This is a genomic window from Enterobacter sp. HSTU-ASh6, from assembly GCF_026319105.1.
Lineage (GTDB): Bacteria > Pseudomonadota > Gammaproteobacteria > Enterobacterales > Enterobacteriaceae > Enterobacter > Enterobacter sichuanensis.
This window is the reverse complement of sequence record NZ_WSPD01000015.1, coordinates 17960-33862: the sequence shown is the minus strand read 5'-3', so window position 1 is coordinate 33862 and position 15903 is coordinate 17960. Positions and strand designations below refer to the sequence as shown.

Sequence of the window (15903 nt, the reverse complement as noted above, 5' to 3'; positions counted from 1 at the left end):
AAACCTCAACGTTTAAAGTTCGATCTGTTTCAAATCACCTTCAAAAAGCCCCACAAGATATACCCGGTATCGGGCTGGCTGCACTTCTTTATACGTTAATATAGTAGAAAACTCCTTTACACACTTTGAACATGTGTTTTTCGAAACATATAATTGGCTTTCATCGTAGATATACTTCTTATGTTCACTAACAAACTTTACACCTCTCATTTTCTTAACCAAAAAGTTTTTTACCTCTTCAGAGAGCGAGTCAAATTCATATGAGTTTACGATAGAATAGATTATTACTCCCTCGCATTCAGGGCATGCTATTTCTGCGCCAGAATCTAAAAAGTCATTATCTATGCCATCCAGGACTAGTACCTTCTTTTTCAGTCGATTAGTTATTCTCATTTTTTATAACCTTTTAATTTTTATTAATCAATAATGTCATTCAGTCAAACATTCCATTCGATATAAATTCCACAGTCGAAGCTTTTCTCATTAGACTGTACAATAATGCTTCCCCACTCATGATGCCACTGAGTTCCATATGGAGGCGTACTAATTTTAAGTTTAGGGCGTGAGGTTATTTCACTATCAACCCATGCTGTCAAGCGCTGTTCTTCTTCAGATAAATTACGCAAATTGGCTCTTTTATCCCAATCCCATAAAGTTTTATAAAAATTCCCATTCTTACTGGTAAGGAATATGCAAGGAGAAAAAGAAAACACAGAAGGCCTCAGTTCTAATATGAAAGTTTGATCTTTCCAATCGATATTATCAATAGAGAAATAATAAGAGCCTATTGTATTCAACGGAGAGAATAACATGTAAAATTCGGAGTTTTTAAAAGTCTCAACATCCTTTAACTCGAGGGGGTAATTGTTAATAGCCACAAAGCCACTATTAACATCAAAATTCATTTCTAACATATCTAAACCACCTTGTCTGGAAGTGACTACATTATATTCCAGGTTAAATATATCCCGTGATTAAATGATTTTATCTCATATGAGACAGAAACCCGCCCCCATTCAAAGCGCCACCTAATCATGTCTGTTTCCATGGTATCAGGCGTGTCCAGATTGAGTGATTCTTTTAGCCAATCAGATAAGCTTTTCACTGATTCATTTAGCATGTGAATATTAGCTCGCGCATTCCAGTCATTTAATGCGTTATAATACTGACTGTTTTTATCAACAAGATGAAGCATAAAAGGAAAACCATAGCACAACGGGCGTATAGTAACTTGAAATTCTTTGTCGAAAAACGCTACTGAGTCAACAAGGTAGTGATTCGGCATGGTTTTATTTACAGCTTTTCGCTTGATTAATTCGTGGTATAATCCACTCTTACAAAATCCTTCTTCAGTATCAATTCCCAAAGGAAGATCATCAAATGTCAGATCACCGGCAATCGGATTTAAATTGAATTCAATCATGTTCCCCTGCTTTACTTTTGACTGTCTAACAAGATCTTAATGATATAGTCTACTTAACATGATAACAACCATATGACGATAATTTTCCGTGTAAAATCACATTTGTTATAACATTTACAATAATATCCACATAGCAATAAAGTCTTATTGCCAATGGTGCAATAAGTCAATCCACATTTCTTTTTCCCCAGCGATAACTTTTATGCCATCTTTATTTTGTTTTACATACTGCATGTATGTTTCATAAATAGCTCTTATCATCACCGTTTTTTCTGAGCGAGATCCTTCAATCAAAGTCATTATTTTTTCTAAATAAATTGAAGAATTCACTCTTTCGTTGAAAAAAACAATGAGGTAATCGAGTACTTCGTTATATGAATCGTAATTCATGACAGGCTTCTCTGAGCTCTTATTTCCATTTATTTTAGCACATCCAACTTTTGGTTGCGCCTAAAACTGTGTTTCCATTTAACAAAGGAGTCATGTATGCAAGCGCATGGAGATTCTGGTTGGTTTGTACACCAGTTTAAGCAATAAAAACTAATCATTTTCTATGTCAGGAGGAGGAGTCGTAATGCCAAGAACATCTCGCCCAAATCGAATTTCTTCGTTGGTTTTCTTTTTTAATTTAAGGATTATAACACCCAGTAGAGTATTGTTTTTATCTGAATAAATTTTAAAGGAAAAGGACTTAGTTCGGATATTAATTACTAAGACAGTTTCTTCATCATAGCTTTCAAGAGCAATAATTAATTCATCAAGACCTTCTACCTTCAATCCTGTAAGTTTTGTATTATTTTTATGCGCTTTCATTATTCGCAACTCATCTTGAGTATTGTTTATAAATGATGCACATTGAATATTATTCTTTTTATTTAGAGAAGAACTATTTTCATCCGGTATTTTTTCTCGCGCATACTCAATAAGGTCATCATTTATCATGGTAAAATCGCCTCAATGTAGCCTCTTAGAAGTCCTTTCAGAATGATTTCATGTTCCTTCATGCATCAAAAGAAGACTCCCACGACCACGAATCACCTTGTGAAGGAGTCTATTGAAAGTGCAGTGTCTATATCTGATCCACGCGACCGCGCTGTCATCTCTCTTCATTTCTGTACCTCAGTGTAATCGGCCAGTTCAAAAAATACCGAAACTGATTGTCGTGCAACCCTGCCGGTGCATCATCGCCGTCAATACGCGGCAATGAGCGATCGAGACGGTAGAATTCATCGCGTGCGCTCAACAGCCCTGCGTGCGGAAGGGAAAAATTGCATCGTTAAAGATGGCGACATAATGATCGCCTTCTTTACGTCTGATTCTTTATAAATTAATTTTCTTTGGTTAGTTTTAAATTTAAAAAATACCTTCTTTAAGAGGATGGTTTTTTATTCCACCCCAGGGATCGTCTAGCAAAAACTTAGCTGCAACAGTTTCTTTTGTCGGTACGAGCGTGAAATTATAATAAATTTCATCTCCTTCACAAACTTCATAAAACAGTGAATAAATTTTATCATTTAATCCTAAGCTTAAATCAAATTTTTCAGTTGCTGAAGCTATTTGTAATTTATGTTGTTCCGTAACAAAAAATGGCACAACGATGCAGCGCTGAGAATTATCATCTAAATTGAAAGATTGTTCTACTTTAATATTCACGTTTGCGCCAAATGCATCATCTGGCAATGGATCAAATATTACATAATCCTTATGAAGTACAGCACCTTGTGAAATATTTCCTTTCCCCCACTGACTCAGTTTCTCATCATAGTCTCGGGATCGTAACAATATTTGACTATGCGAAATCAGTAGATTAACTATTTGTATGTTTTTATTGTTCATTACCTTACCTCGATTTTTATTCTCGTTACACCTGACTGCTCTGATAAAAACGTTACCAATATTACACCCTGCACCACAGTTACTGCTCTTTGATATCCGTCATCTCTTGCCAGTTTTGCTTATAAAAATTTATTGCCATATATTGAACAACTGCCTCCATATCTCCTGTTCCTCATGAGCAAGGACTCTATAATCTTGAGTCTTTCGTCTATATACCATAAAGCATGAGTCTATAGATCGAATAGAAACTGTTTTTTCTTTTCGACAACCCTCTAAAATAGATTGCATATCCTGGAGGCAATTATAATCAAGAATATATTTTTGAAAAAATAATTCCAGAAAATCCAATGCTTCATTATAAGATTGCAAATTTATCATAGTTCCTCTGAGAAAATATCAATCTTGTCGTAATTAATAACTCTATTTTCAGCATGCAGCTGTTGAATACTACCCTGGTCGTATTCAGGGTATGAACTGTGAAGCTACAGACAACATTCACTTCCTTTGACTTTTTCAATTTTAAGTAAAAAAACGCCTTCAGCCAGTAAAACAAAAGTATTTTTTCTTCCTGTACTTTGAAGATTATCAAAATGGTTGATTAGTGCTCTCCAGGATTTATTTTATGAGGGATTATCTTTCCTCTATATGGTATGTATTTCTATTACTCCAGTAAATAATTTTATATTTACCAAATTTGATGTTTTGTTCTTTATAATACTCTATTACTTCAGATGGATACCAACCATGTCCAAATAAAAAAAGAGCACCTTCGTCAACTAACAGTCTTATTATTCTTTGTTTATTCTGTTCGTCAATTACAGGTATAACCATAAACTCATCTTTTAATGAAAAACCTATCGCCTGCATTTTTTTAATTAAACCACTTCCCAAAACACGTATTTTTATACTAGTCCCAGCCACATCAATAACAACAATTGAATTATCTGGCATCTTATTCAATTTACATTTACCCTTATTAATTGTAGTGAATATATTGCTAACATTCAATGGCTTCTTAGGAAAGATCTTCTTCTTTTACCAATCCATTAACAAAGATGGAAAATGAATTTGTCAGGTATCTTTGAAGTTTTATGTGATTCTCTTGCATAGTCAAATACTCATCAAAAGAATCTGTAGCAAAGTATACAATTGAGTAATTATCTAAATCCAGACAGAAGAAATTCCCTCCCCAATCATTTGCGAAGGGAAAAAGGTTTTTTGGGATCACTTGCCTATCCAACATGCTGACATAGCAACCATCAATTAAAGATCTAGGGTCATCATTTGTCTGACTATTATAAATAAACGGTTTAAACCCAGCCACCTCTACTGGTTCAAAATCTTCATCATCGGCCCACCAACTTTTCTCAGGAGTGCCACCATTAAATTGCAGATAATGTGAAATGAAATCATCAGGAAGAATAATAGATAATTCTTCTTCATTTTTAGCAATATCTGCACGTCCAATCTTTTTTTCACAGTTACTGAAATGATTCATATATTATTTGGCCAGATGATCAAAAAAATCGCGAATTTATTTAAGGTGTTTATGAGCTGTTGCTGTATGAAAATTAGCTTAGGAAGCCCGCCTCCCCTGATGATCAGTATTTATCAGAACATTGTCGACAAGCTCAAAGCCTGAAACCCCCATTGTTGTGTAATTTGGATATTCAGCAACAGATAAACGCCTGATTTCGTCCTCTCCATCATATAAGCCGCCAGCATAATTAAATATTTTTAATTCTTTTTTTTCTTCAGTAAGATTAGCGTGGCCAATAATTTTCCAAATGCCTTTGCTAATATTCTGATTGCCAGTGAAAACAACCTTCATCTCTTTGCCAAACTTTTCAAAAGATAAAGGTCTCAGTGAACTGTTATCTTCAAGCTCCTCCGTATTCTGTAATGATAAAATGCAGAAACCTATTGCTTGCTTAAACTTTTCTTTTGGAGCAAATACAATCTGGCAAATCGCAAATTTCCCATTACTCATCGGAATGACAAAGATGTCACCCTCTTTGTATTTTACTTTCATAAGCTATTACCTTTCAGAATTGATAACGCATCTTTCAATACTTTTCCACCCCAATCACTGTTATGACCCGCAATATCATATGTGCTAGCATTTAGGTTATAAGGACTAAATGATCTGATTTTATTTATGAGATTTTTTAAGGAGATCACTGACTTAGCTCCACCATTAAGAACCATAATCCTTTGTACCAGGAATTTAATTTCCGCTTTGGTCAAATTATTATCAAATATAATCAACTGTTGCAAATGTGATTTACCCGGTGTATTCGCATGGCTATCCAAACGAGCTGGAGCTTCCCCACGTCCTCCATAGATAATATTCTTTTCATCGTGAAGGGTTATCGTCCCGCTCTTCCCACACCAGGTTATTGCGGCAATCTTAATCCAGGCAGAGGGACCAGCGGCGCAGCGCTGGGTGTGCAAGGGGAAGATTATATCATTAAAAAATGCGATGTGATAAACTACTTTTCAATATTTGATTTGTTTTGAAAAAAATTCACGATTTGACGTGGATTTTTCAATGTTCTGAACTAGATGATTAATAAATCAAACATTATAGCCTAAATATGCTATTACTTTCTTTATCCATGTCCAGACTTCCTAACGCTCCAAGATCTAAAGAATAAATCTCATCAGTACCTTTACGCAAATTCAAAAAGTATCCCAAATCACCATCTTGACCAATCAATAAAACGTCAGGCTCCACCGATTGAATTGTGTATGTATTATTTCTTTCAAGCAAGTCAAAACAATTGAAAACATAAAGCTGGCCACCATTTGCTCGTTGAATTTCATAAGAGTAGCTATCTTTGACGTTCTCAATCATAAAGCGCTTATATTCAGAAGGTAAAGACGTGTGTATAATCTTTTCAACTTCATTTAACTGATCAATTAAATCTTGCTTTTCCATATCGGCTTACCTATAAATGAATAAATCCTATGTTAAGATAAATATTATCTCCATTAGGTTCGCATTTATTGATGAATTAGTTGTAATTATTAATAAGGGCAATTATTGTTTCTTTCCTGAAACTAACCAGCCATTAATTGCATAATAAAAAATGGAATAAAAACCCAATTTTTCTTATCAATGCTCTATATATTCAGCGCAATGGTTAAAGATTGATAGAATCTTTATTTATAAACACCAAGCTCTTCAGATCTTGAAATTAATTCATCTTGTAAGGAGCCTTGTATTTCATCGCCGTCATATTCAAGTTTAAAATCTCCATCAATATTTGGAGGGAAACGTGAACCATCGATTGTTCCGAGAACAGTAGAAGTTGTATCTACAATGACCAACCTAAGGAAATTGAAAATTTTCTCCTGTTCTTCTGGGGATAGTTTATGAATTACACTTCTTGCCCGCGAATAAGGATCTTCATCACCATTTGACTTGGATAAATCAGATAGATTATCAATATAATAATTTAGCGTATCACCTAAAAGCTCGGCAAGTAATGATCTCACAACTAACTCATCTTTATTCACATTATCTCCTACATTTTTGCCCCGCTTGATGAGCATCAAGTCCTGTGTTACCTCGCTAAACTATATCTCTCAAATCAGTGTAGACGTAGGTCAGCGGCACGTCTCCATGCAGTTCCTGCAGCAGGCTGAACCCTTCCCGGACAAACCAGGTGGTCACCGGCTTACAGGTGGGCTGTCCGCCCAGCACCTGGCGGCTCGTTGCCGGGTAAAACATCCCGACAATGCAAAAGCCCGAGGAGGTCGTACTCGCTGCGGGTGGTCAGCAACTACGGGGACTATCCTGAGGTTGGGGTTATTCGTCGCAATATAATAACCGATTATTGAGGTTAAGAGTAAGCAAAGTGCAAAAAAGCAAGCAAGGTGCGTGCAGAAGGAAAAAGAAAATTATTAAAATGACTATGTGATGAACTACTTGTATTATTCTATTTTTTCATTCAAAGATAAACTCCCTATTCTAATGAGTTTTCAGTAATCGTTGCTTTTGCAAAGGAAATTAGAATATTTGAATCTTGCTTTTTATATTTAACTTCGTAACTACCAGGTTCTAAAGTAATAAACTCACCTGAAATGGCATCTGAGTCGTCAGGCTCAAGATCTCCGCCAGTGACATCTTCTCCCGCCCCAATGAAAACCTTTCCAGAAGGTACGTTTAAAAATAGCGACCCGGTACATTCATCAACATCTCTTTTAATATGGACTTTATAGGTTCCATCATCTCCAAGATTGAGAAATAACACATTACCTTTATTTATTTCTTCAACTTCATCTTCTGGAAGGCTCCACCAATCTACATCATCGTTAAGTCTATGTTTTAGTGACATTAAATCATAAATCACAATTGTTGCTGTATTTGTTTGGAAATGTATTATTGCATGCATAATTTTCAATACTTAATCTTTTATGAAATAATTAAAAATACTATTATGTCAAGTTATAATCGGTAGTATCAATCCCAACTCACATTTCAGCGTTATATTTTTTGAGGATTCCAGTCAGAGTAATCAGCTACACGGATTTCATTAAGAACGAGATCCAGTGGAACATGTGCAATGCTATCTGCGATTTCATCATAAGGCGCTGGCAACTCAAATGAAAAACCAAAGTCGTCATTTATAATAATGAAACCATTAAAAATGCGTTGTTTATTAGTCAAGTCGATTATTTGCCTCATCGTTTGACCTGTTTGTAATATGTTATTATACCTCCCCTTATAGCTTACATTACAACCAATCGAAATGATCGTTCCATCTTCAAGGGTAGCGATTGTGATAGTGTCATCTACAATATATGCAAGCCTTTTCTCATCATCAGGCAAAAAATAATCAAAGTAATTTACCTTAAAATCGGTATATAACTCATTAATATATTTACTTATATTTTCACCCAAAAACACGTTACCTAGTGCTCTCCCTGATAAAATACCAGCATAAAAATCAATCATTTACACCCATCCATTCGGAAGAAGAATTAAATTATAGTAAATTCCATCTCATTCACAATTCAGCACAATGGTTAAAGATTAACATGATGCATCTACCATTGCACACTAAAAAAAAATGGTATGTTGGAAATATATTTTTACCCTTTAGAGATTACAATGCTCCTATGATCTGTCTCATTTTTTATCCAAAACATTTCATCTTGAGGTAACGATCCATCACTGCAGAAATCTACAAGTTCACCTTGCCAATCATCAGGAACATATTTGTGATAATGCATACTTTCGACATATTGGGAATATAGTCTTTTATTATCAAAGTCTATAAACAAATCTGGCATTAGATCATATATATCCCACCAGGTGGTTTTTTGCGTAAGCCTATTATAAAACTCCTCAGCTATATCATCCTTATTATATAAATAAGCATCTTTAATTAAACCATCAATGAATATCTTTGCGTTTTCTTCATTTACAACTGGTATGTTATATCTTTCCTTATGGATATCCTGTAGGTTTATTTCCATCCCACTTCTCACAAAATCTTCTACCCATTTTGCTCTGTCTAAAACCCACATTTCTTTAAAGGCCACGAACCAATAAAATCTTCCTTCGTTCTTTATTATCACAAGGAGTTCTTCATCTTTATTAATATTCATATAATAACCTATTTTACACTCCCCGAGACTGGAATCGCTACTTCTTCAAGCCATTCTGCCCATATTGATGGTAATTCATACGATCTACCTGGCGTTGTCGGATCCACACGCTTAGGAATTAATCCCTCTTGATGTAACGGATTAGTACGATGACCAACTTGAGGTATTGCACTTTCTTCTTTTAAATCCGCCATCCGCTTAGGGACTTTAAAGGAGAATACATTAGCCTCGCTCATGTAGATATTTTTAAAAGTTACAAACTGACCCTTTTCCCACATGAATTATCCGTAATACCTGGCGGAAATAACAAATTATTTTTTCCAATAAAGTATCCTCTGGTTGAGAAAATAATCCGCACGATTAATAGAGGCATCCGCCAAGGCACGGTATGAGAGATACCAAGTTTTCAACTTACAACGAGCAAACCGTAAATCTATTGTCCTGCCATAGTTTGGCCTTCAAGAATCGAGGGCTCTACAGCGGTTTGAAGATTCAAAACCTAATGCCCCCGACAGTGATCTAACATTAATGCCTTAAATCGAATATATTAAATTAAAAAGTACTCGACCTTCTTTTTTTTCAAGGCTGATGTCATATTGATTGCCAACCACCTTAAATATCTCGTCTTCATTCACAAAAAAACCTCTGTACACTATTGAGGAAATTATTTGTCTAAACATATCTGAAGAAACATGTCTTCTTAAAGTTTTGAGATCAGCCAAATTATTTCTAACAATATAATACGAATAATTCATTAGAATGAAATTTGATATTAGTAAATTCTTCGTGGATTGATACTTGTCAAAACACTGTTCCAAGGCTCTATAAATTGTTTCTTTAGATTTCTCATAAGTATTAATAAAACTATCAGGATGGCAAAGGTAGCAGTTTTTATCATTAAAAGACAGGTGATTTATATCATTGTTCGCAACAAACAAAAAATTCAGCACTGATGATTGATAATGTTTTATAGACTTAATATCTTCAAAGTTTTTCCTTTTTTCAAATTGCACATAAAATTGCTCAAGCAAAGACAATATTGAGACATTACCATGCTGAGAAGTATTTATACAAATCCCATCTTTAGTAATGCATAGCAAATTATAAGAGTCATCATCCATGCCCATTTCAAAACACAAAAATCTTAAAAAAAAGATTTTTGCTTTTATAGCGTAATCTTCTTCGTTATCTTTTAAAGAAAACAGTTGATAGATATAAAACAAGATAAAGATATCTTTATCTATACGCTGTCGGTTATCTATTTGAAATAGATAACCTAATCGAGAAAGGAAAACTTCAAATGCATACTTACCATCTTCACTTAGGCCTAACTTGTTTAACGCACGCTGAAACATAACTTTAGGAAAGCAAGTTTGCCAACGACTCAACTCTACATGCTTCCCATTTTCTTTTTTAAAACAAACGGGGAAAAGGTCCGGTTCATCCTGAACATAGATATATTTTCCAAAACTTTCAATCTCTGCTCTCGCATTAGTGAAGTGTTCAATTTTATGTATAAACATTTCAAAAATCATTACGTAATCCTCTTACCACATTTCTTCCAATTACCTTTAGCATCTTTCTTTTCAATCTGGAATGAAGTGATTTTATCATTAAAACGAGAAAGGATATTTTTATCCAGGGTTAAATCCTGGTCGGCTATCATGATTAACCCATATGGCTTTATCACCACGATTATTTGGGACCAATCCGCCTTTACCACCGTGCTCAGAAGCTGATGCAATCGCTTCATCTTTACTCGTATAGCGTATAACTTCCTCTTGTTTTAATCCTAAAAGGTCTATTCGCGTAAGACTATTTGCACCATACAGGTAAAGATTTATCCCCCCGCCAGCCCTATCGGGTCCTGCTGCGTAAACCGTCCGCAGTCCGGGTGGTAATACCGGAACAGATTGTCGCGCAGCCCTGTCTCGAGATGCAGGTATTGCCCCTGCATCCGCAGGTCTGGGAATATCCTAATCCCTGCGTCTCGCTCTCCCGCAGCAGCTTGCCCCAGGCGCTGTTCACGCCTTCCCAGCACACATGCCCTTCGCTATCCGTCATCCACTCCGGCGTGCCGTTAGGCTGGGAGTGGAACCAGAAGATCTCCGGCGCTTCCACGCCGTCAATTCGCGCCAGCGGGTCGTAGCGGAAGCTGACCTGCGTCTGCGGCCTGTTGCGATCCCGCGGCTGGCTGATAACCTCCGTCAGGCGGTGTTCGCCGTCGTACCGATAGTGCCAGCGGATCTGGCCGTTATCCTTCCCTACGGTACGGCCGTGGATGTCATAACGCCACTGAATACCGTTCAGTTGCGTGACCCGGTTATGGGCAATCTTCTCTCCAGCGACCTCTAACGGGGTACCAGCCGCATCCCAGCGCCACTGCTCCTGACCGGGCAGCGTGCCGTCCTGAACCAGCAGGCGCCCGGCGCTGTCGTACTGCCAGCGATACCAGCTGAACGGATTATCGTCCCGCGCTTCCCGCACCAGGTTATTACGGTAGTCATAATCCCAGCGGCGGGACCAGCGGCGCGGCGACGGGCGCTGGGCATTGACGGTAAAGTTGTCCCATCGATAAAGATAACATCGTTAAAGATGGCGACGTAATGAACTTATTGTTTAACGTTTGATTTGTTTTGAATAAAAAAAACCAAGCTTTGGGATGGTTTTTTTCAATATGGGGGACTCATTACGCCCCCCGAATACTACTTATAATTGAAGTGGTTTATAACTTAAAATTTTATCCGCAATTTCTTCTGCGCTAAGTTCCTCATAATAAATATAATTAGCTGCCTGAGGATCTGCGACACTTCTACAAAGGAGGTCGATGTCATTATCAGCTTCTTCTTCTGTCCCTTCGCTGTGTTGGATTTTCCTTATTAGCTCGATAAGCACTTGTCTTTGCATATTATACCTCAAAAATGATAAGCACGATCTTGAATGTCAAGGTGATATCTTGTTGTAACGATTACTTGATTATCAATCCCGCCTCCATGTTGGATAGGGGTTCTCTGGTGTATGACATAAGATCTATTTTTCCCGCTCCACTGTGTATCATGCGCTACTGGAGCTTTTCCGCCCCGCATTCCAGAAACGACAGAGCGTGGGCTTTTGTCAAGGCATTTCGAATTGGTTGCTTAATTAAGCGAACTGCTCATCATTATTAAAATCATGTTCTATATATGTCATTTTCCCTATAATAATTTACTTCATCGATAAACCATTTATTCCCATGACCTCCACTATTTTTATTCTTCACAATATAGTTCAAAGAACTGACTAACATCCATCCTTTCAAAGAAAAAGTTTCTACTGCTAAGGGCATTTCCAGATCCTCTTCATCAAGGTATATTTCGTCATTCTCCAAACTTTGGATATAATCCCAAGGAATATAAAAGAAGTGAGTACCTTCAGGCCGTGCTTCCCATGTATTTATATTAGTATAAATCCATTCACCAGGCTCTAACTGAGAAAGACTTGCTATTAATTCATCTATAGATGTATATGTATTCATTATACCCTCACAATTGTCTGCATCGAGACCCCCCCAAGTTTTTCTTCCACCATATCCTTTCGGGTCATAATCCAGATGCCTTGAGTTATGATCTGGCCAATCAACCAATTGTAACAACCCACCAATTCGCTCATGATGATGCCAAGTTGTTTCCCAACCAGAACCTGTTGGAGCTGTTCTTAGGAGCGCGCCACGCTTACCTGGTGAAACCTTTTCAAATATTCCCGGGAATTTTTCCTCAAGGGAAGCTCTATATGATGGGTCATTATTCATTTTATAATATAATTGTCTGTTCGCTTTCTGGAAGTGTTTTCCGTCACTCATTCCAAACATGTTTTTAGGGAAGTTTTTTTAATATTGACTTTACAGGCGCCATCATCCCCAAGATTGAGAAATAATACATTCCCTTTATTTACCTCTTCTACTTCATCTTCTGGAAGACTCCACCAATCTACGTCTTCATTTATTCTATGCTTTAATAACATCAAATCATAAATAACTTAAGTGGTAGTATCTGTTTGTATGCTTATGATTTTTCTCATTGCGTAAGCAAAGGCCGGAAATATCTCCCCGGACTAGCCTATTAGTTAACAAAGCTTTCTATAGATTTTATAGTGCTTTTACAGAATTGAATCGACTCTTCACCGACTGGTATATTCTCAGTCGGCGATTCAATTGGCACTCCATGCTGATCATATATTTTATTTCTGACAGGATTTTTAAAATAATGCTGTGGTAAAATATCCACCTCGCTCGTTTCGATAGTTTTAAACGTTACGAAATAACCGTTTTTCCAACATGAATTATCAGTAATAATTGGTGGCAATAGCAAATTATCTTTTGCCAATACAGCATCTTCTTGAAGCGAAGATGTAAAATAGTCATATATATATATAACTATAGCATTTTTGAATGGGCCGACATCTATTTTACCCAGGGCGACCATACCATAGCCTAATCGATCATCATTTAACTGGAAGTAAAAAACATCGCCTTCTTTTGGCCAATTTTTTTGCTTTTCATTTCCTGACACTACTGTAAGTCTGTCGGCCATTTTACATTAATCCCATTGTTTTTAAGCCAGTTTCCACCCCACAAAACAGCATCCGAGTATAACTTTCTTGTAGGACTTATGCTATTGATAGAATTTTCAAAATGGGAATTATTGTGAATAACTGCTTATTCTATGCTCCGTGCATGACCGCGATTTAGCCTTCTTCAGTGATTCTAAATCCTAAATACACATGGGTATTATTCCCACCTTTTGCCTTTCTTTTAATCCAGTCAGCAAATGACATGTTTCTCACTGACCGTTTAGGGCTTCCATTTTTGCAAGCGGTTAAACCTATAGGCTCCCCCCCAGCGCATTCGGCGCATACTGGTAAAGATTTATCCCCCCGCCAGCCGGTCGTAATACATGAACAGATTGTCGTGCAACTCTCTCACAATGCAGGTGTTGCCCCTGCATCCGCTCGTTCTGGGAATATCCTGATCCCTGCGTCTCGCTCTACCGGAGCTGCTTGCCCCAGGCGGTGTTCGCCGTCGTACCGGTAGTGCCGGATCTGGCCGTTATCCTTCTCTACGGTACGGCCGTGGATGTCATAACGCTACTGAATACCGTTCAGTTGCGTGACCCAGTTATGGGCAGTCTTCTTTCCAGCGCCCTCTAACGGATTACCAGCCGCATCCCAGCGCCAATGCTCCTGACCGGGCAGCATGCCGTCCTTAACGAGCAGGCGCCCGGCGCTGTCGTACTGCCAGCGGTACCAGTTAAACGGGTTATCGTCCCGTACTTCCCGCACCAGGTTATTACGGTAGTCGTAATCCCAGCGGCGGGACCAGCGGCGCGGCGACGGGCGTTGGGCATTGCCGGTAAAGATGTCCCGTCGATAAAGATTACATCGTTAAAGATGGCGACGTGATGAACTTCTTGTTTAACGTTTGATATGTTTTGAATGAAATAATCCAAGCTTAGCGTGGATTTTTTATTGCGGGCAATGTATCAATAAATAACCAGTTTTCCCGCTGGCCAAGTACCTGACCATCCACAGGGCATATGCCCAGCTTCATAAACACTAATTAATCCGTCAAAAAAGAATGGCTCTTGTAGTAGAGAACTATACGCATCTTCAAGCAAGAAATTCATAAGGTCCCATTTTAAGCTCTCAGTCATTGTAACTATCTCAGACTGTGGGAAAGTGATTTTTGGGATAATATCATTCTCCACAACTTTCTTAGCGTCTTTGACCAAAGAGTTCCAGTATTGATATTTGCTAGTATGTTTTTTTGCGAGAAAACCCGTTATTTCATTACCAGCCTCCAAAGTGGCACTTTCCCATTCATCACTTTTCAAGCCTTTTATAAATAAGCTAAGGGACTTAGTTTGGATAACCCCGAGGAGTGTCGTCGCCATACCAAGATTAACAAACCAATTAATTTTATTTAACCTGTCTATTGCTAACTGGGATATTTTCATGTTTTAACCTGATTTATTCTTCCGGAGATCCTAGGTACGTTCATGCCACCAAGCGCACCATGTTCTATTCGATTTTGAATACTATACCTTACAGCTTCTTTAACCTGATTTGCTGGTAATCCTGCCGCCTCCAGTGAATGCTTCAATGCCTGAGTATATTGGAGGTTGGAAGGCATTTCTCGGTATGAAGCGCCGCCTTTCCTAAATTGATTCCAAAACTGTTCTAAAGATTTATGAGCTTCATAGTGCGGAGTACCTGGTGGAGTAAACGCATTACCTTCTAATTTGATCGCCGCTCCACTATTAGTAGGTATAATGCCACGGAATGTAGCATCCTGATATAAGTGATGTGATTGTCCAGGCAGTAAGTCATTTTTTTAACTTGCATTTCAACCCCCACGGATCAACCCACCCCAGCGCATTCAGCGCATACAGGTAAAGATTTATCCCCCCCCGCCAGCCCTATCGGGTCCTGCTGCGTAAACCGTTCGCAGTCCGGGTCGTTATACCGGAACAGATTGTCGTGCAGCCCTGTCTCACGGTCCAGGCATTGCCCCTGCATCCGCAGGTTCTGGGAATATCCTGATCCCTGCGTCTCGCTTTCCCGCAGCAGCTTGCTCCAGGCGCTGTTCACCCCTTCCCAGCGCACCTGCCCTTCGATATCCGTCATCCGCTCTGGCGTGCCGTTGGACTGGCAGTGGAACCAGAAGATCTCCGGGGCATCAACGCCATCAATACGCGCCAGCGGGTCGTAGCTGTCATGGTCGCTTTAGACGTAAATCACCGGCACGTCTCCATGCAGCTCATGCAGCAGGCGGAACCCTTCCCAGAAAAACCGGGTGGTGAGGGGCTTGCCGATTTGCTGTCCGCCCAGCCTCTGCTGGCGCGTTTTGCTAATGCAGCGTCCGAGCGGGTCGTAGCGGATGCTGACCTGCGTCTGCGGCCTGTTGCGATTCCGCGGCTGGCTGATCACTTCCGTCAGGCGGTTGTACGTGACCTTCTCTGCAGATCCTTCAAGCAGGCAACCGTCCCGCT

Annotated in this window: 23 protein-coding genes and 4 pseudogenes; all 27 read right to left on the bottom strand. The window is 38.5% G+C overall.

Features of this window, described 5'->3' with window-relative positions:
- Positions 1-12: 12 nt before the first annotated feature.
- Positions 13-393, bottom strand: a complete 381-nt coding sequence (locus tag GM298_RS17375) for a hypothetical protein (protein WP_266154742.1) — start codon at positions 391-393, stop codon at positions 13-15.
- Between the two features lie 44 nt (positions 394-437).
- Positions 438-914 carry a hypothetical protein gene (locus GM298_RS17370; RefSeq protein ID WP_061714950.1) on the bottom strand — a complete coding sequence of 159 codons (477 nt, stop codon included), beginning with the start codon at positions 912-914 and terminating at the stop codon, positions 438-440.
- A 26-nt stretch (positions 915-940) separates the two neighbouring features.
- The gene (locus GM298_RS17365; RefSeq protein WP_266154736.1) at positions 941-1423 is read right to left on the bottom strand and encodes a hypothetical protein; all 483 of its coding nucleotides are present in this window, start codon (positions 1421-1423) and stop codon (positions 941-943) included.
- 144 nt (positions 1424-1567) lie between these two features.
- Positions 1568-1813 carry a hypothetical protein gene (locus GM298_RS17360; protein WP_024907057.1) on the bottom strand — a complete coding sequence of 82 codons (246 nt, stop codon included), beginning with the start codon at positions 1811-1813 and terminating at the stop codon, positions 1568-1570.
- 150 nt (positions 1814-1963) lie between these two features.
- Complete coding sequence (locus GM298_RS17355; RefSeq protein ID WP_266154731.1) at positions 1964-2365, bottom strand: hypothetical protein; 402 nt, start codon at positions 2363-2365, stop codon at positions 1964-1966.
- A 411-nt stretch (positions 2366-2776) separates the two neighbouring features.
- Positions 2777-3259: a competence protein ComJ gene (comJ, locus tag GM298_RS17350; RefSeq protein ID WP_266154729.1), complete on the bottom strand. Its 483-nt coding sequence runs from the start codon at positions 3257-3259 to the stop codon at positions 2777-2779.
- Positions 3260-3889: 630 nt separating this feature from the next.
- Positions 3890-4210, bottom strand: a complete 321-nt coding sequence (locus GM298_RS17345) for a hypothetical protein (protein WP_071994458.1) — start codon at positions 4208-4210, stop codon at positions 3890-3892.
- A gap of 64 nt (positions 4211-4274) precedes the next feature.
- Positions 4275-4757 (bottom strand): SMI1/KNR4 family protein, encoded by a 483-nt coding sequence (locus GM298_RS17340; protein WP_266154727.1) that lies wholly within the window; start codon positions 4755-4757, stop codon positions 4275-4277.
- A 78-nt stretch (positions 4758-4835) separates the two neighbouring features.
- Positions 4836-5291 (bottom strand): immunity 26/phosphotriesterase HocA family protein, encoded by a 456-nt coding sequence (locus GM298_RS17335; RefSeq protein WP_266154725.1) that lies wholly within the window; start codon positions 5289-5291, stop codon positions 4836-4838.
- A complete protein-coding gene (locus GM298_RS17330; protein WP_266154723.1) occupies positions 5288-5713 on the bottom strand; it encodes a hypothetical protein in 426 nt (141 codons plus the stop codon). Before GM298_RS17330 ends, GM298_RS17335 begins: the two co-directional genes overlap by 4 nt.
- A gap of 130 nt (positions 5714-5843) precedes the next feature.
- Positions 5844-6200, bottom strand: a complete 357-nt coding sequence (locus GM298_RS17325) for an SMI1/KNR4 family protein (RefSeq protein ID WP_023292198.1) — start codon at positions 6198-6200, stop codon at positions 5844-5846.
- 224 nt (positions 6201-6424) lie between these two features.
- Positions 6425-6781 (bottom strand): hypothetical protein, encoded by a 357-nt coding sequence (locus tag GM298_RS17320; protein WP_073961520.1) that lies wholly within the window; start codon positions 6779-6781, stop codon positions 6425-6427.
- 73 nt (positions 6782-6854) lie between these two features.
- Positions 6855-6980 (bottom strand): annotated as a pseudogene (locus GM298_RS23385) (RHS protein); the annotation flags it as partial.
- 250 nt (positions 6981-7230) lie between these two features.
- Positions 7231-7659 (bottom strand): DUF6386 family protein, encoded by a 429-nt coding sequence (locus tag GM298_RS17315; RefSeq protein ID WP_266154819.1) that lies wholly within the window; start codon positions 7657-7659, stop codon positions 7231-7233.
- 92 nt (positions 7660-7751) lie between these two features.
- Positions 7752-8222: a hypothetical protein gene (locus GM298_RS17310; protein WP_266154722.1), complete on the bottom strand. Its 471-nt coding sequence runs from the start codon at positions 8220-8222 to the stop codon at positions 7752-7754.
- A 137-nt stretch (positions 8223-8359) separates the two neighbouring features.
- The gene (locus GM298_RS17305; RefSeq protein ID WP_266154720.1) at positions 8360-8878 is read right to left on the bottom strand and encodes a hypothetical protein; all 519 of its coding nucleotides are present in this window, start codon (positions 8876-8878) and stop codon (positions 8360-8362) included.
- An 8-nt stretch (positions 8879-8886) separates the two neighbouring features.
- Positions 8887-9156: a hypothetical protein gene (locus GM298_RS17300; protein ID WP_266154718.1), complete on the bottom strand. Its 270-nt coding sequence runs from the start codon at positions 9154-9156 to the stop codon at positions 8887-8889.
- A gap of 255 nt (positions 9157-9411) precedes the next feature.
- The gene (locus GM298_RS17295) at positions 9412-10413 is read right to left on the bottom strand and encodes a hypothetical protein (protein ID WP_266154717.1); all 1002 of its coding nucleotides are present in this window, start codon (positions 10411-10413) and stop codon (positions 9412-9414) included.
- Positions 10413-11458, bottom strand: a pseudogene (locus GM298_RS17290) (RHS repeat domain-containing protein); the annotation flags it as partial. The gene GM298_RS17295 and the pseudogene GM298_RS17290, both read right to left, overlap by 1 nt.
- A gap of 129 nt (positions 11459-11587) precedes the next feature.
- Complete coding sequence (locus tag GM298_RS17285; protein ID WP_266154715.1) at positions 11588-11785, bottom strand: hypothetical protein; 198 nt, start codon at positions 11783-11785, stop codon at positions 11588-11590.
- An 8-nt stretch (positions 11786-11793) separates the two neighbouring features.
- Positions 11794-11964, bottom strand: a complete 171-nt coding sequence (locus GM298_RS23380; protein ID WP_416347243.1) for a hypothetical protein — start codon at positions 11962-11964, stop codon at positions 11794-11796.
- Between the two features lie 83 nt (positions 11965-12047).
- Entirely contained in the window at positions 12048-12716 is a 669-nt protein-coding gene (locus tag GM298_RS17280) for an HNH endonuclease (RefSeq protein WP_262746495.1), read from the bottom strand.
- Positions 12713-12880 (bottom strand): DUF6386 family protein, encoded by a 168-nt coding sequence (locus GM298_RS17275; RefSeq protein WP_323138638.1) that lies wholly within the window; start codon positions 12878-12880, stop codon positions 12713-12715. The genes GM298_RS17280 and GM298_RS17275 overlap by 4 nt, the downstream gene beginning before the upstream one ends.
- A 95-nt stretch (positions 12881-12975) precedes the next feature.
- A complete protein-coding gene (locus GM298_RS17270) occupies positions 12976-13446 on the bottom strand; it encodes an Imm26 family immunity protein (protein WP_266154711.1) in 471 nt (156 codons plus the stop codon).
- A gap of 445 nt (positions 13447-13891) precedes the next feature.
- Positions 13892-14287, bottom strand: a pseudogene (locus tag GM298_RS17265) (RHS repeat protein); the annotation flags it as partial.
- Between the two features lie 107 nt (positions 14288-14394).
- Positions 14395-14868, bottom strand: a complete 474-nt coding sequence (locus GM298_RS17260) for a hypothetical protein (RefSeq protein WP_266154710.1) — start codon at positions 14866-14868, stop codon at positions 14395-14397.
- 381 nt (positions 14869-15249) lie between these two features.
- A pseudogene (locus GM298_RS17255) lies at positions 15250-15856 on the bottom strand (RHS repeat domain-containing protein); the annotation flags it as partial.
- Positions 15857-15903: the final 47 nt, after the last annotated feature.

What these genes read in the sequence shown, in the direction of transcription:
- GM298_RS17360 (WP_024907057.1), bottom strand. Translation starts at nt 1,813, where the DNA reads ATGAATTACGATTCATATAACGAAGTACTCGATTACCTCATTGTTTTT.
- GM298_RS17300 (WP_266154718.1), bottom strand. Translation starts at nt 9,156, where the DNA reads ATGTGGGAAAAGGGTCAGTTTGTAACTTTTAAAAATATCTACATGAGC.
- GM298_RS17355 (WP_266154731.1), bottom strand. Translation starts at nt 2,365, where the DNA reads ATGATAAATGATGACCTTATTGAGTATGCGCGAGAAAAAATACCGGAT.
- GM298_RS17365 (WP_266154736.1), bottom strand. Translation starts at nt 1,423, where the DNA reads ATGATTGAATTCAATTTAAATCCGATTGCCGGTGATCTGACATTTGAT.
- comJ (WP_266154729.1), bottom strand. Translation starts at nt 3,259, where the DNA reads ATGAACAATAAAAACATACAAATAGTTAATCTACTGATTTCGCATAGT.
- GM298_RS17260 (WP_266154710.1), bottom strand. Translation starts at nt 14,868, where the DNA reads ATGAAAATATCCCAGTTAGCAATAGACAGGTTAAATAAAATTAATTGG.
- GM298_RS17270 (WP_266154711.1), bottom strand. Translation starts at nt 13,446, where the DNA reads ATGGCCGACAGACTTACAGTAGTGTCAGGAAATGAAAAGCAAAAAAAT.
- GM298_RS17310 (WP_266154722.1), bottom strand. Translation starts at nt 8,222, where the DNA reads ATGATTGATTTTTATGCTGGTATTTTATCAGGGAGAGCACTAGGTAAC.
- GM298_RS23380 (WP_416347243.1), bottom strand. Translation starts at nt 11,964, where the DNA reads ATGCGGGGCGGAAAAGCTCCAGTAGCGCATGATACACAGTGGAGCGGG.
- GM298_RS17375 (WP_266154742.1), bottom strand. Translation starts at nt 393, where the DNA reads ATGAGAATAACTAATCGACTGAAAAAGAAGGTACTAGTCCTGGATGGC.
- GM298_RS17345 (WP_071994458.1), bottom strand. Translation starts at nt 4,210, where the DNA reads ATGCCAGATAATTCAATTGTTGTTATTGATGTGGCTGGGACTAGTATA.
- GM298_RS17340 (WP_266154727.1), bottom strand. Translation starts at nt 4,757, where the DNA reads ATGAATCATTTCAGTAACTGTGAAAAAAAGATTGGACGTGCAGATATT.
- GM298_RS17280 (WP_262746495.1), bottom strand. Translation starts at nt 12,716, where the DNA reads ATGAGTGACGGAAAACACTTCCAGAAAGCGAACAGACAATTATATTAT.
- GM298_RS17305 (WP_266154720.1), bottom strand. Translation starts at nt 8,878, where the DNA reads ATGAATATTAATAAAGATGAAGAACTCCTTGTGATAATAAAGAACGAA.
- GM298_RS17315 (WP_266154819.1), bottom strand. Translation starts at nt 7,659, where the DNA reads ATGCATGCAATAATACATTTCCAAACAAATACAGCAACAATTGTGATT.
- GM298_RS17325 (WP_023292198.1), bottom strand. Translation starts at nt 6,200, where the DNA reads ATGGAAAAGCAAGATTTAATTGATCAGTTAAATGAAGTTGAAAAGATT.
- GM298_RS17335 (WP_266154725.1), bottom strand. Translation starts at nt 5,291, where the DNA reads ATGAAAGTAAAATACAAAGAGGGTGACATCTTTGTCATTCCGATGAGT.
- GM298_RS17285 (WP_266154715.1), bottom strand. Translation starts at nt 11,785, where the DNA reads ATGCAAAGACAAGTGCTTATCGAGCTAATAAGGAAAATCCAACACAGC.
- GM298_RS17370 (WP_061714950.1), bottom strand. Translation starts at nt 914, where the DNA reads ATGTTAGAAATGAATTTTGATGTTAATAGTGGCTTTGTGGCTATTAAC.
- GM298_RS17295 (WP_266154717.1), bottom strand. Translation starts at nt 10,413, where the DNA reads ATGATTTTTGAAATGTTTATACATAAAATTGAACACTTCACTAATGCG.